At 71.0% G+C, this 13545-nt stretch carries 13 protein-coding genes; 3 read left to right on the top strand and 10 right to left on the bottom strand.

Features of this window, described 5'->3' with window-relative positions:
* Positions 1-232 precede the first annotated feature (232 nt).
* Both P2L57_RS28705 and coaA read left to right on the top strand, forming a co-directional pair.
* Positions 233-1639 (top strand): NAD(P)H-hydrate dehydratase, encoded by a 1407-nt coding sequence (locus P2L57_RS28705; RefSeq protein ID WP_275819259.1) that lies wholly within the window; start codon positions 233-235, stop codon positions 1637-1639.
* A 32-nt stretch (positions 1640-1671) separates the two neighbouring features.
* On the top strand, positions 1672-2652 hold the full coding sequence (coaA, locus tag P2L57_RS28700; RefSeq protein ID WP_372515968.1) for a type I pantothenate kinase: 981 nt from the start codon (positions 1672-1674) through the stop codon (positions 2650-2652).
* 194 nt (positions 2653-2846) lie between these two features.
* Here the strand turns inward: coaA and glmM are convergent, their stop codons facing one another.
* The 5 genes from glmM to P2L57_RS28675 form a co-directional block, all read right to left on the bottom strand.
* On the bottom strand, positions 2847-4205 hold the full coding sequence (gene glmM / locus P2L57_RS28695) for a phosphoglucosamine mutase (protein WP_275819257.1): 1359 nt from the start codon (positions 4203-4205) through the stop codon (positions 2847-2849).
* Positions 4206-4407: 202 nt separating this feature from the next.
* Positions 4408-4920 (bottom strand): 30S ribosomal protein S9, encoded by a 513-nt coding sequence (gene rpsI, locus P2L57_RS28690; protein WP_275819255.1) that lies wholly within the window; start codon positions 4918-4920, stop codon positions 4408-4410.
* A gap of 42 nt (positions 4921-4962) precedes the next feature.
* On the bottom strand, positions 4963-5409 hold the full coding sequence (gene rplM / locus P2L57_RS28685; protein WP_275819253.1) for a 50S ribosomal protein L13: 447 nt from the start codon (positions 5407-5409) through the stop codon (positions 4963-4965).
* A 204-nt stretch (positions 5410-5613) separates the two neighbouring features.
* Positions 5614-6840: a glycosyltransferase 87 family protein gene (locus P2L57_RS28680; protein ID WP_275819251.1), complete on the bottom strand. Its 1227-nt coding sequence runs from the start codon at positions 6838-6840 to the stop codon at positions 5614-5616.
* Positions 6841-6918: 78 nt separating this feature from the next.
* Entirely contained in the window at positions 6919-8571 is a 1653-nt protein-coding gene (locus P2L57_RS28675) for an ABC-F family ATP-binding cassette domain-containing protein (RefSeq protein ID WP_275819249.1), read from the bottom strand.
* A gap of 89 nt (positions 8572-8660) precedes the next feature.
* Between P2L57_RS28675 and P2L57_RS28670 the strand changes: the two genes are divergently transcribed.
* Complete coding sequence (locus P2L57_RS28670) at positions 8661-9590, top strand: hypothetical protein (protein ID WP_275819247.1); 930 nt, start codon at positions 8661-8663, stop codon at positions 9588-9590.
* Here P2L57_RS28670 and truA read toward each other — a convergent pair.
* From truA to rpsK, 5 genes are all read right to left on the bottom strand, one after another.
* Positions 9587-10429 (bottom strand): tRNA pseudouridine(38-40) synthase TruA, encoded by an 843-nt coding sequence (truA, locus tag P2L57_RS28665; protein WP_275819245.1) that lies wholly within the window; start codon positions 10427-10429, stop codon positions 9587-9589. The two genes, P2L57_RS28670 and truA, sit on opposite strands and share 4 nt — an antisense overlap.
* A gap of 80 nt (positions 10430-10509) precedes the next feature.
* On the bottom strand, positions 10510-10998 hold the full coding sequence (rplQ, locus tag P2L57_RS28660; RefSeq protein ID WP_275819243.1) for a 50S ribosomal protein L17: 489 nt from the start codon (positions 10996-10998) through the stop codon (positions 10510-10512).
* 197 nt (positions 10999-11195) lie between these two features.
* Positions 11196-12215, bottom strand: a complete 1020-nt coding sequence (locus P2L57_RS28655; protein ID WP_275819241.1) for a DNA-directed RNA polymerase subunit alpha — start codon at positions 12213-12215, stop codon at positions 11196-11198.
* Positions 12216-12458: 243 nt separating this feature from the next.
* The gene (gene rpsD / locus P2L57_RS28650) at positions 12459-13085 is read right to left on the bottom strand and encodes a 30S ribosomal protein S4 (protein ID WP_275819239.1); all 627 of its coding nucleotides are present in this window, start codon (positions 13083-13085) and stop codon (positions 12459-12461) included.
* 26 nt (positions 13086-13111) lie between these two features.
* On the bottom strand, positions 13112-13516 hold the full coding sequence (gene rpsK / locus P2L57_RS28645; protein WP_014144338.1) for a 30S ribosomal protein S11: 405 nt from the start codon (positions 13514-13516) through the stop codon (positions 13112-13114).
* Between the last annotated feature and the right edge of the window lie 29 nt (positions 13517-13545).

Below are 13545 nucleotides of genomic sequence, written 5' to 3'. Positions count from 1 at the left end.
CCCCCCCCCCCCCCCCCCCCCCCCCCCCCCCCCCCCCCCCCCCCCCCCCCCCCCCCCCCCCCCCCCCCCCCCCCCCCCCCCCCCCCCCCCCCCCCCCCCCCCCCCCCCCCCCCCCCCCCCCCCTTTTAATGATACGGCGACCACCGAGATCTACACATGCCGAATCGTCGGCAGCGTCAGATGTGTATAAGAGACAGCCGTAGAGACCGTCCGAACAGCCGAACGCACCCTCATGTCCCGGCTCCCCCCCGGCACCCTGATGCAACGAGCCGCCGCAGGCCTGGCCGCCGCCTGCGGCACCCTGATGCACGGCACCTACAGCAGGCGCCTCACCGTGCTCACCGGATCCGGCGACAACGGCGGCGACGCCCTCTACGCCGCCGCCCGGCTGGCCCGTCGCGGAGCCGGAGTGACCGCCGTGCTGCTCAACCCGGAACGCGCGCACCCAGGCGGCCTGGCCGCCCTGCGCCGGGCCGGCGGACGAGCCCTCACCGCCGACACCCCGGCGGACGCGAAGGACGCGGACGCCGCAATCGCCAACGCCCACCTCGTACTGGACGGAATCGTCGGCATCGGCGGCACCGGCGGCCTCCGCCCGGCAGCCGCCCACCTGGCGCACGCCGCGCACCAGGCGCGAGCCTCGGTCGTCGCGGTCGACCTCCCCAGCGGCATCGTCGCGGACACCGGCGAAGTCCCCGGCGAAGCCGTACGCGCCGACGCCACCGTCACCTTCGGCACCTACAAGCCGGGCCTGCTCATCGATCCCGCCGCCGAACACGCGGGCGCGCTACGGCTCATCGACATCGGCCTCGGGCCGTACCTCCCCGACCCCGAGCTGGAAGCGCTCCAGCACTCCGATGTGGCCGCGCTCCTCCCCACCCCCAGCGGCGAGAGCGACAAGTACCGGCGCGGTGTGGTCGGCGTGGTCGCCGGCTCCGAGCGGTACCCGGGCGCGGCGGTGCTCGCGGTGGGCGGCGCGCTGCGCGGCGGCGCGGGCGCGGTGCGGTACGTGGGCCCCGGCGCCGCGGCCGTCATCGCGCGCTACCCGGAGACGCTGGTCTCCGCCGGTCCGCCGGCGAAGGCGGGACGCGTACAGGCCTGGGTGGTCGGACCGGGCCTCGGCGACGACCGCGCGGCCCGGCAGGCGGTGGAGCAGGTGCTCGCCTCGGACGTACCGGTACTGGTCGACGCGGACGGCCTGCGGCTCGCCGATCGCGAGCAGATCCGCCGCCGCACCAGCCCCACCGTGCTGACCCCGCACGCCGGTGAGGCGGCGGCCCTGCTGTCGGCGGACCGGGCGGATGTCGAGGCGGCCCGCCTGGCGCATGTGACGCGGCTGGCGGCGGCGTACGACGCCACCGTGCTGCTCAAGGGCTCGACGACGCTCATCGCCGAACAGGGCCGCCCGGTGCGGGTGAACCCCACCGGAACCGCCTGGTTGTCCACCGCGGGCAGCGGCGACGTGCTGTCCGGGCTGACCGGCTCGCTGCTGGCCGCGGGCCTCGCCGCACGCGACGCGGCGTCCGTCGGCGCGTACCTGCACGGCCTGGCCGGGCGCGAGGCCCCGGTTCCGTTCGGCGCCCATGAACTCGCCGACCGCATCCCGCAGGTGTGGCGATCGGTACACCCCCGAACATGAACGCCGAGTTACGCGGTCGCACAATGGTTGGCGTGTCATCGACGACCACAGCCCCCCGCCGCGAGGCGACCCCGTACGTGGACCTGTCCCGCGCCGAGTGGAGCGCGCTACGGGAGCGCACGCCGTTGCCACTGACCGCCGAGGAGGTCGAGCGGCTGCGCGGGCTCGGCGACCTGATGGACCTGGACGAGGTCCGCGACGTCTATCTGCCGCTGTCCCGGCTGCTCAACCTGTACGTCGGCGCCACGACCGGCCTGCGCGGCGCGCTGAACACCTTCCTCGGCGACGCCCGTACCGGGCACGGCGCGCAGTCCGGCACCCCGTTCGTGATAGGCGTGGCGGGCAGCGTCGCGGTCGGCAAGTCGACCACCGCCCGCATCCTCAAGGCGCTGCTGGCCCGCTGGCCGGAGCATCCGCGGGTGGAGCTGGTCACCACCGACGGCTTCCTGCTGCCCAACGCCGAACTGCACCGCCGCGGTCTGATGTCCCGCAAGGGGTTCCCCGAGTCGTACGACCGGCGTGCCCTGACCCGCTTCGTCGCGGACGTCAAGGCGGGCAAGGCCGAGGTGACCGCACCGGTCTACTCGCATCTGATCTACGACATCGTGCCCGGCGAGCGGCTCACGGTACGGCGGCCCGACATCCTGATCGTCGAGGGGCTGAACGTGCTGCAGCCCGCCCTGCCCGGCAAGGACGGGCTGACCCGGGTCGGGCTCGCCGACTACTTCGACTTCAGCGTCTATGTGGACGCGCGCACCGAGGACATCGAGCGCTGGTACCTGGACCGGTTCCGGATGCTGCGGCAGACCGCCTTCCAGAACCGGTTCTCGTACTTCCGCAAGTACACCGAGGTGCCGGAGGACGAAGCGGTGGACTACGCCCGGATGCTCTGGCGGACCATCAACCGGCCGAACCTGGAGCAGAACGTGGCACCCACCCGCGGCCGGGCCACGCTGATACTGCGCAAGGGACCCGATCACAAGGTGCGGCGGCTCTCGCTGCGCAAGCTCTAGGCCGGCCCGGCCGGGGTTTGGTGGGCCGCGGTCGGCACCGCGGTGCCGGTCCGCCGCGCGGATCTACGGTGGGTTGCCGTTGGTTCGGCGCCGCCGGGCTACGCCGCGGGAGTTACCGGCCGTCGCGGCGGTAGGAGACTTCCGCCGCAACGGCGAGCGACCACGGGGACACGGCCCGGCGGTGCCGAACCGCCTTAACCCAGCGTCGACTTGACCACGTCCGCCAACCGGCCCGCCACCGAGCGGGCGTGGTCGATGTCGGCCGCCTCGACCATGACGCGGACCAGCGGTTCGGTACCGGACGAGCGCAGCAACACCCGGCCGGTGCTGCCCAGTTCACGTTCGGCGTCGGCGACCGCGGAGCTGAGCGCGGGGGTCGAGTTCACCCGCGACTTGTCCACGTCGGGCACGTTGACCAGTACCTGCGGCAGTCGCTGCATCACGCCCGCCAGCTCGGCCAGCGGGCGGCCGGTGGCGGCGACCCGGGCGGCCAGCATCAGACCGGTCAGCGTGCCGTCGCCGGTGGTGGCGTGGTCGAGGATGATGACGTGGCCGGACTGCTCGCCGCCGAGCGCGAAGCCGTTCTCCTTCATCGACTCCAGGACGTAGCGGTCACCGACCGCGGTCTGGATCAGTCGGATGCCCTCGCGCTCCATCGCCAGCTTGAAGCCGAGGTTCGACATGACGGTGCCGACGACGGTGTCCTTGCGCAGGCCGCCCGCCTCCCGCATGGCGAGCGCGAGCACCGCGAGGATCTGGTCGCCGTCGACCTCCTCGCCCTTGGCGTCCACCGCGAGGCAGCGGTCGGCGTCCCCGTCGTGCGCGACGCCCATGTCCGCGCCGTGCTCCAGGACGGCGGCGCGCAGCTTGTCGACGTGCGTGGAGCCGCACTCCGCGTTGATGTTGAGGCCGTCGGGGTCGGCGCCGATCGTGACGACCTCGGCCCCGGCCCGGGCGAAGGCCTCCGGGGAGACCCGGGCGGCGGCGCCGTGCGCCCCGTCGACGACGATCTTCAGGCCGTCGAGGCGGTTGGGGAGTACGCCGATCAGGTGGGCGACGTAGTTGTCGAAGCCCTCGTCGTAGTCCCGTACCCGGCCCACTCCGGCGCCGGTGGGGCGGTTCCACGGCTGGCCGGAGGAGTGCGAGCGGTAGGTCTCCTCGATCCGGTCCTCCAGCTCGTCGGCGAGCTTGTGGCCGCCGCGGGCGAAGAACTTGATGCCGTTGTCCGGCATCGGGTTGTGGCTGGCGGACAGCATCACGCCGAGGTCGGCGCCCAGCGCACCGGTGAGATACGCCACCGCAGGGGTGGGCAGCACACCGACCCGCAGCACGTCCACGCCCGCGCTGGCCAGGCCCGCCACGACGGCGGCCTCCAGGAACTCGCCCGAGGCACGAGGATCCCGTCCGACGACGGCCACCGGCCGATGGTCGCCGAACGTGCCGGCCTCACCGAGTACGTGCGCTGCCGCGACCGACAGACCGAGCGCGAGCTCGGCGGTCAGGTCCGCGTTGGCGACGCCGCGAACACCGTCCGTACCGAAGAGTCGTCCCACTGTGCTTCCTCCGAGATTGCGTGCCGCGGCACTCAAGAAAACTCGACAAACCGCCGGGGGTCTGGGGCCCGCCGCGCCAACCGCTGCCCTGACATTAGCGGCGCGGGCACAGTCCCCAGAGAATACGGCCCCCCCAAAGCGCCGATAAGCGAACGCCCCGGAGGCGCACAAAGTGCCTCCGGGGCGTATCGACAAGGCGTGATCAGCGCTTGCTGTACTGCGGCGCCTTGCGGGCCTTCTTCAGACCGGCCTTCTTGCGCTCGATCTCGCGAGCGTCACGGGTCAGGAAGCCGGCCTTCTTGAGGGGCGGACGGTTGTTGTCGACGTCGGCCTCGTTGAGGGCGCGGGCGACACCGAGGCGCAGCGCACCGGCCTGGCCGGAGATGCCGCCGCCGCTGATGCGCGCGATGACGTCGTAGCGGTTGTCCAGCTCAAGAACCTTGAACGGCTCGTTGACTTCCTGCTGGTGCACCTTGTTGGGGAAGTACTCCTCCAGGGTGCGGCCGTTGATCTTCCACTTGCCGGAACCCGGCACGATGCGCACGCGCGCGACGGAGCGCTTGCGGCGACCGGTGCCGGCGGCCGGCTGCGGCTCGCCGAAGCGGGACGCCAGCGACTCGGAGGTGTACTCCTCCAGGCCCACGACCGTCTCGCTGGTGTACTCGGTGAACTCCTCGCCCTCGGCGAGCGGGGCCTCAGGGGTGGTCTCAGCCACGATTCTCCTCAGATGCTTTCTCTAGTAGACGGTGGCTGGGACTCAGCCCTGCGAAACCTGGGTGATCTCGAACGGCACCGGCTGCTGGGCGCCGTGCGGGTGCTGGTCACCCGAGTACACCTTCAGCTTCGACAGCATCTGGCGGCCCAGGGTGTTCTTGGGGAGCATGCCCTTGATGGCCTTCTCGACGGCCTTCTCCGGGCTCTTCGCCAGCAGCTCGTCGTAACGGACGGCGCGCAGACCACCCGGGTAGCCGGAGTGGCGGTAGGCCATCTTCTGGGTCCGCTTGTTGCCGGACAGGTGCACCTTGTCGGCGTTGATGATGATGACGAAGTCACCAGTGTCAACGTGAGGCGCGTACACCGGCTTGTGCTTGCCCCTCAGGAGGGACGCGGCCTGGGAGGCCAGACGGCCCAGGACAACGTCCTGCGCGTCAATGACGTGCCACTGGCGCTGGACATCGCCGGGCTTGGGGCTGAACGTACGCACGGTCGTAGCCTTCGCTTCTTCAGTGAGTGGGTCCTGACAAGGCCACCCGGACGATCACGACAGCCTACGCAGCACACGGTGACGCAAACCCTGTGCTTCTGCTGGTCATCGGCCCGGTGGACCGGCGTAACGGCCTCTCACGTGAGAACGAGCAAGCCAATACGCATAACGAACTGGCAGGATACCCGCCGCCGCCCGTACGGGTCAAAACGCGGCCCGTGAGCCCGCCGCCCGGGCTTCCGCGGCTCCGCCCTGCTCGGGCACCAGCACCCGCCGCCCGCGCAGGCACCGCCACGCCAGCACCACCGCGAGGCCGCACAGCATCGCCGCGTCCTTGAAGGCCCGCCGGGTCACCGGCACCAGCAGCGGCCACTGGATCACCGGCACCTGGGGCACCAGCGCCAGCCAGAACCAGGGGGTGCGCACCACCGAGTCCTGCACCACCGCGGACGCCAGCAGCGTCGGCAGTACGACCAGCGCGTAGTGCTCGAACGACGGCCGCGAGACCAGGAAGGCGCTGAGCATCAGCATCGCACCGGTCTCCACCAGCCGCAGCCGCTCCGCCCGGCTGGTGCCGCCGATCCCCGCGCCCGACCAGCGCCGCCAGGCGCACCACACCCCGCCCCCGGCCGCCGCGGCGGCGACCACCAGCGCCACGCCCGGCGGCACCCCCAGCCGCGGCAGCACGGCGATCAGCGAGGCGTCGAAGGGGCGCGCGAACTGGTCCTGGCCGTGCAGCAGGAACGGCAGCGTCCGGGAGAAGAAGAAGGTGGGGTTCGGCATGGTGATCGCCGCCGCGACCGAGCCCACCGCCGGGATGACGGCCGCCGCGGCGAGCGCCCGCGGGCGCCGGGCGAACAGGAAGATCAACGCGAACGGGATGAGCATCGGCTTGAGCGCGATCGCCACCCCGACCACCGCACCGGCCGCGGTCCAGCGCGAGCGGGTGATCAGCAGCAGCGCGCACGGCAGGGCCGCGGCGCAGGCGGCCGTCCAGTTCCCCAACAGCACCAGGCTGCGGAACGGCGCGAAGAACGCGAGCCCGGCGCTGACCAGGATGCCGAGGCGGCTGCGGCCCGGCACCTCGAAGATCCGCAGCGCGCACCACCAGCCGGTGAGCACCAGCGCGGTGGTGACGGCCGGGACCAGGAGGCGCAGCAGGACGGTCGGTAGCAGCGCCTCGGGCACGGCGGCGAGCACACTGCTGGGCAGGTAGAGGAAGCGGCGGTCGGAATAGGGCGAGCCGCCGTCGAGGAAGCGGTGGGCGGCCCTGACGACGAAGGCGTTGTCCATGCCGTCGGTACCGCTGCGTCGGTAGGCTTCGAAGATCACGACCAGGAGCAGGATGGCGGTGGCTGCCTGCATCGGCCAGGAGGGGCGCTGCACCAGCCAGGCCGTCACGCCCGGTTCTTCCGATTTGCCCGAATTCACACGTCGGATGCTAAGCGGCACCGCCCTTGGCGGTGCCGTTCGACACGGTCCGATGTCCCGGGGCCGCGTCCCCGGCCGCTAACGGTCGCGGTCCACCCGGCGTTCGTCCCATACCGGGTGGGGCGTCTCACGCACCACGCCGTCCGCTCCGAAGACCAGGAAGCGGTCGAAGGAACGGGCGAACCAGCGGTCATGGGTGACCGCCAGCACCGTGCCCGCGTACTGCTCCAGGCCCGCCTGGAGCGCGTCCGCGCTCTCCAGGTCCAGATTGTCCGTCGGCTCGTCCAGCAGCAGCGCGGTGCTGCCCGCCAACTCCAGCAGCAGGATCTGGAAACGGGCCTGTTGTCCACCCGACAGGTTTTCGAAGCGCTGGTCGCCCTGCCGCTCCAGTTCGTAGCGGCGCAGCGCGCTCATCGCCCTGCCCCGGTCACGGGCGTGTTCGGTCCACAGGATGTCGACGAGGGTGCGGCCCAGCAGTTCGGGGTGTCGGGGGGAACCTCCCATGCCCTTAAGGCCATGGGGGAGGGTCTGCGCGAAGTGACCGGGGACGACCCGGGCACCCAGCTTCCACGTGCCGGTGTGCGCGACGCCCTCCCCCGCCAGCAGCCGCAGGAAGTGCGACTTGCCCGAGCCGTTGGAGCCGAGCACGGCCACCCGCTCCCCGTAGAAGACCTCCAGGTCGAAGGGCTTCATCAGGCCGGTCAGTTCGAGCCCGTTGGCGGTCACCGCCCGTACCCCGGTGCGGCCGCCCTGCAGCCGCATGGAGATGTGCTGCTCGCGCGGCGGCTCCTGCGGCGGTCCGGCGTCCTCGAACTTCTTCAGCCGGGTCTGCGCGGCGTGGTACCGCGAGGCCATGTCCGGGCTGTTCGCGGCCTGTTGGCGCAGCCTGAGCACCAGCTGCCGCAACCTGCCATGCTCCTCGTCCCAGCGCCTGCGCAACTCCTCGAAGCGCGCGAAGCGTTCCCTGCGCGCCTGGTGGTACGTGGCGAAACCGCTGCCGTGCACCCACACATCGCTGCCCGCCGGACCCGGCTCGACGCTGATGATCTTCTGCGCCGACCGGGCCAGCAACTCCCGGTCATGGCTGACGAACAACACCGTCTTACGCGTCTGCGCCAGCTGCTCCTCAAGCCAGCGCTTCCCCGGCACGTCCAGGTAGTTGTCCGGCTCGTCCAGCAGCAGCACCTCGTCGCCGCCGCGCAGCAGCGCCTCCAGCACCAGGCGCTTCTGCTCGCCTCCGGACAGCGTGCGCACCTCGCGCCACTGCGCCCGCTCGTACGGGACGCCGAGCGCCTCCGTGGTGCACATGTCCCAGACGGTCTCGGCCTCGTAGCCGCCCGCCTCCGCCCAGTCGCTGAGCGCCTGCGCATACGCCAGCTGCGCGGGCTCGTCGTCCTGCGCCATGATCTCCAACTCGGCCGAGTCCACCGCCGCCGCGGCGTCCCTGATCCGCGGCGCAGCGACGGAGACCAGCAGATCGCGCACCGTACGGTCGTCCCGTACCGAACCGACGAACTGCGGCATCACACCCAGTCCCCCGCTGACCGTCACCGTGCCGCCGTGCGGGGCGAGTTCCCCCGCGATCAGCCGCAACAGCGTGGTCTTGCCCGCGCCGTTGGCCCCCACGAGCGCGACCACGGCCCCCTCACCGACCCGGAAGGAGACATCACCGAGCAGCACCCGGCCGTCCGGCAGGTAGTACTCGAGGTGTGCGGCGTCCACGTGGCCCATGCCGGGATTCTCACCCGCGGACACGGCCCGCCCAAAGCGGTTTTCCCCAGGGTCCCAACGGGCTTATCGCAGCTAATAGGATGCGCGCCATGACGGAAGGGCCTTCGCAGCCGCACAACCCCGGTCCTGAGGGGTACGGATACCCCGGTCCGGGCGGGTACGGGCACCCGGCACCCGGCGACCAGCAGTCCTTCGGCCCTGCCTACGGCTACCCGCCGCAGCAGCCGCAGCGGCCGCAGGAACCCGACTGGTCGGCGCTCGCGGACCGTACGCAGGCCGGCAACCGCCGCCGCCGCAAGCTGCTGTTCATAGGCGGCGGCGTGCTCGGCGCGGCCGCGATCGCCGGCATCGTCGCCACCGCCGTCATCGCCACCGGCCACCACAACCAGCCGCAACCCGGCCCCACCGGGCAGGCCACCGGCAGCGCCCAGCCGACGCCCACCACCAGTTTCCCGGCCGTCACCCCGCCGCCCCCGCCGAACCCGCTGGCCATCATCTCCAGCGCCAAGAAGGACACCGCGCCGATCACACCGGACAACCTCTTCCCCGGCGCCCGGGTGACCATCCAGGGCCGCACCTACGACAAGGCCACCACCGACACGACCAGCACCTGCTCCGACGTCGCCGCGGGCGGCCTCGGCACCGTGCTGGCGGACAACGGCTGCCGCAGGATGCTGCGCGCCACCTATACCCGGGGCGGGGTGGCGGTCACCGTCGGAGTCGCCGTCTTCGACACCAAGGCGGCGGCGGACGCCGCCAACAACCAGGCCCGCGGCTATGTCCAGCCGCTCTCCGGCGGCGGCGTGGCGGCCTTCTGCCATGGCGTGGCCTGCCGGATGAGCTCCAACTCGATCGGTCGCTACGCCTACTTCACCACCGCGGGTCTGGCCGGCGGCGGCGCCCTGACCTCCGCCGACACCGCGGCGCTGCAGGCGGGCAACGACGTCTCGACGTTCGCCTTCAACGAGATCGTGCAGCGCGGCCGCGACCAGGCGGCGACGAGCGGCCAAAACGGCTAACAGCCGGGCAGCGTCCGCTTGTTGCGCGCCTCGACCGCACGCTCGGCCAGCAACTCGTCGGCCGGGTAGCCGACTTCCTCCAGCGTCAGGCCGTGCGGGCGCACCACGTTGACCGCCGAGTGCCGCACCTTGCCCGCCAGCACCTCACCGGGGAACCCCACCGCCCGGTGCCCGTCGCCGACCAGGATCATCGCGCCGACCAGCGCCCGCACCATGTTGTGGCAGAAGGCGTCCGCCCGCACCGTCGCCACCGCCAGCCCGTCGGCGGTGCGCTCCCAGTGCAGCTCCAGCAACCTGCGGATGGTCGTCGCGCCCTCGCGCTTCTTGCAGTACGCGGCGAAGTCATGCTCGCCGAGCAGCAGCGTCGCCGCCTCGTTCATCAGGTTCACGTCCAGCGGCCGGTCGTGCCACAGCACGTGCCCGCGCAGCAGCGGGTCCACCCCGCCGGGGTGGTCGCCCACTCGGTAGGCGTACCGCCGCCAGATCGCCGAGAACCGCGCGTTGAACCCGGCGGGCGCCTCGCTGACCCGCCACACCCGTACGTCCCAGGGCAGCCGTCCGGCCAGCCGCCGCAGCAGTTTGCCGCCCTCGGCGTCCCACACCTCCCGCGGCAGGTCCACATGCGCGACCTGCCCGCGCGCGTGCACCCCGGCGTCGGTGCGCCCGGCGACCGTCAGCTCCACCGGCTCCGGCAGCCGCAGCACCGTGGTGATGGCCGACTCCAACTCGCCCTGCACGGTCCGGCGGGATCGCTGCCGCGCCCAGCCGGAGAACTCCGCACCGTCGTACGCCAGGTCCAGTCGTACCCGTACGAATCCGGGCGTCACGTCATCGCTCACGCGGTGATCCTCTCAAATACGCCAATCGCCGGACGGGCTGGAAAGCCCGTCCGGCGATTGAGGAGTACGCGCGGGGCGCGTCAGGCCTCCTTGGACTCCTCCGCCGGAGCGGCGTCCTCGACGGCCTCGGTCGCCTCGGCCTTGGCCTCGGCCTCCTTGACGGCACGCTTGGTGGCCGCCTCGGCCTCACCGGTGGCCTGCTGGGCCACGGTCAGGGCCTCCACCAGCTCGATGACCGCCATGGGGGCGTTGTCGCCACGGCGGTTACCGATCTTGGTGATACGGGTGTAGCCACCCGGGCGGTTCTCGTACCGCGGAGCGATCTCCGTGAAGAGCGTGTGCACGACGCTCTTGTCGGTGATCTGCTGCAGCACCAGGCGACGGTTGTGGATGTCGCCCTTCTTCGCCTTGGTGATCAGGCGCTCCGCGACCGGACGCAGACGGCGCGCCTTGGCCTCGGTGGTGGTGATGCGGCCGTGCTCGAAGAGCGACTTGGCGAGGTTCGCCAGCAGAAGCTTCTCGTGCGCGGCGCTGCCGCCCAGACGGGCACCCTTGGTGGGCTTCGGCATGGGGTTTTCTCCTTCTGGCTGCACCGGCCGTGTCAGGTACCGGTGTCAGGGCCCGTAGGGCGGCCGCCCTACGGCAGATTGTGCCGGGCGGGCTCAAAGGAGCCCGTCCGGCGATTGAGGACAAAGCCTCACTCCGGCGGGCGGGGCCGGTGTGCTCCGGGCGCACCCGGAAACCGGCCCCCCCACGCCGGAGGCAATCAGTACTGCTCGGTCTCGACGAACCCGGTGTCGTCGTCGTCCGCGCCGAAGGCGTCGGCGGCGGCGGTCGGGTCGAATCCGGGCGGGCTGTCCTTGAGCGCCAGGCCCATACCGGCCAGCTTCGCCTTGACCTCGTCGATCGACTTCGCACCGAAGTTGCGGATGTCGAGCAGGTCCGCCTCGGAGCGCGCCACGAGCTCACCCACGGAGTGGATGCCCTCACGCTTGAGGCAGTTGTAGGAGCGGACGGTGAGCTCCAGCTCCTCGATCGGCAGCGCCAGGTCGGCGGCGAGCGCGGCGTCCGTCGGGGACGGACCCATGTCGATGCCCTCGGCGTCGACGTTCAGCTCGCGAGCCAGACCGAACAGCTCGACCAGGGTCTTACCGGCCGACGCCATGGCGTCACGCGGACGCATGGCCTGCTTGGTCTCGACGTCGACGATCAGCTTGTCGAAGTCGGTGCGCTGCTCAACACGGGTCGCCTCCACCTTGTAGGTGACCTTGAGCACCGGGCTGTAGATCGAGTCGACCGGGATCCGGCCGATCTCCTGGCCCTGCTGCTTGTTCTGGACGGCGGAGACGTAGCCGCGACCGCGCTCGACGGTCAGCTCCATCTCCAGCTTGCCCTTGCTGTTCAAGGTGGCGAGGACCAGGTCCGGGTTGTGCACCTCGACACCGGCCGGCGGCGCGATGTCGGCGGCGGTGACCAGGCCCGGGCCCTGCTTGCGCAGGTACATCACGACCGGCTCGTCGTGCTCCGAGGAGACGACCAGCTGCTTGATGTTGAGGATCAGGTCGGTGACGTCCTCCTTGACGCCCGGCACGGTGGTGAACTCGTGCAGAACGCCGTCGACCCGGATGCTGGTGACAGCCGCACCGGGGATCGAGGAGAGGAGCGTACGACGCAGGGAGTTACCGAGGGTGTAGCCGAAGCCCGGCTCCAGCGGCTCGATCACGAACCGGGAGCGGTACTCGTCTACGACCTCTTCGGTCAGAGAGGGGCGCTGAGCGATCAGCATGAGGTGTTGCCTCCAGTCTTCGGCACCCGCTATTTGATGCCGATTCCTTCAAGGGTACGGGCGGTACGGCGCGCAAGGCCCCGTACCGCCCGTATCGATCGCAGCTACTACTTCGAGTAGAGCTCGACGATCAGCTGTTCCTGCACCTGGGTGTCGATGCTGCATTCCCCCCGGGGAGTGATCCCCGGACCCCAAGCCGCACAAGGTGCGGGCCAGAGGCCAGGCGGCCGGAACAGAGAGCCCTTACTTCGAGTAGAGCTCGACGATCAGCTGTTCCTGCACCTGGGTGTCGATCACCTGGCGCTCGGGCAGCGAGTGGACCAGGATCCGCAGCCGCGACGGGTTGGCCTCAAGCCACGCCGGAACGGTCTTCTCGCCGGCCTCGCCCTGAGCCACCTGGAAGGGGGTCAGGGGACGGGACGACTCGCGGACCTCGATGATGTCGTTCGGGGAGACCCGAGCCGACGGGATGTCCGTCTTGCGGCCGTTCAGCGTGATGTGGCCGTGACGGACCAGCTGACGGGCGTGGTCGCGGGACTTGGCGAAGCCGGCCCGGTAGACCACGTTGTCCAGACGGGACTCCAGGATGCGGAGCAGGTTCTCACCGGTCTTGCCGGTCTTCCTGTTCGCCTCCTCGTAGTACCCACGGAACTGCTTCTCAAGGACACCGTAGATGCGCGCGCACTTCTGCTTCTCGCGCTTCTGCAGCAGGTACTCGCTGTCCTTGGTGCGCCCGCGACCGTGCTCACCCGGGGGGTAAGGACGGATCTCGATCGGGCACTTCGCGCTCTCGCACTTGCTCCCCTTGAGGAAGAGCTTCTGCTTCTCCCGACGGCAACGCTTGCAGTCGGCCCCGGTGTAACGCGCCATTGTCTTAGTTCTCCTACTTCAGCTGGTCAGACGCGGCGGCGCTTCGGCGGGCGGCAGCCGTTGTGCGGGGTCGGGGTGACGTCCTGGATCGAGCCCACCTCCAGGCCGGTGGCCTGCAGCGAGCGGATCGCGGTCTCACGGCCGGAACCCGGACCCTTGACGAACACGTCGACCTTGCGCATGCCGTGCTCCTGCGCGCGACGGGCAGCCGACTCGGCGGCCATCTGCGCGGCGAACGGGGTCGACTTGCGCGAGCCCTTGAAGCCGACGTGGCCGGCCGAGGCCCAGGAGATCACGTTGCCCGTGGGGTCGGTGATCGAGACGATGGTGTTGTTGAACGTGCTCTTGATGTGAGCGTGCCCGTGGGCGACGTTCTTCTTCTCCTTGCGGCGCACCTTCTTGGCGCCGGCCTGACGGCCCTTCGGAGGCATAGGTAATTACTCCCGTGGAGGTGGTCGGT

The sequence above is a fragment of the Streptantibioticus ferralitis genome (assembly GCF_029223525.1).
In the GTDB taxonomy this organism is placed as follows: Bacteria; Actinomycetota; Actinomycetes; order Streptomycetales; family Streptomycetaceae; genus Streptantibioticus_A; species Streptantibioticus_A ferralitis.
This window is presented reverse-complemented; position numbering and strand designations above follow the sequence as displayed.

Excerpts from the sequence above, each read along its gene's own strand:
- rpsD (WP_275819239.1), bottom strand. The coding sequence starts at position 13,085 with ATGGCGCGTTACACCGGGGCCGACTGCAAGCGTTGCCGTCGGGAGAAG.
- rplQ (WP_275819243.1), bottom strand. The coding sequence starts at position 10,998 with ATGCCGAAGCCCACCAAGGGTGCCCGTCTGGGCGGCAGCGCCGCGCAC.
- P2L57_RS28670 (WP_275819247.1), top strand. The coding sequence starts at position 8,661 with ATGACGGAAGGGCCTTCGCAGCCGCACAACCCCGGTCCTGAGGGGTAC.
- P2L57_RS28675 (WP_275819249.1), bottom strand. The coding sequence starts at position 8,571 with ATGGGCCACGTGGACGCCGCACACCTCGAGTACTACCTGCCGGACGGC.
- rpsK (WP_014144338.1), bottom strand. The coding sequence starts at position 13,516 with ATGCCTCCGAAGGGCCGTCAGGCCGGCGCCAAGAAGGTGCGCCGCAAG.
- P2L57_RS28705 (WP_275819259.1), top strand. The coding sequence starts at position 233 with ATGTCCCGGCTCCCCCCCGGCACCCTGATGCAACGAGCCGCCGCAGGC.
- P2L57_RS28655 (WP_275819241.1), bottom strand. The coding sequence starts at position 12,215 with ATGCTGATCGCTCAGCGCCCCTCTCTGACCGAAGAGGTCGTAGACGAG.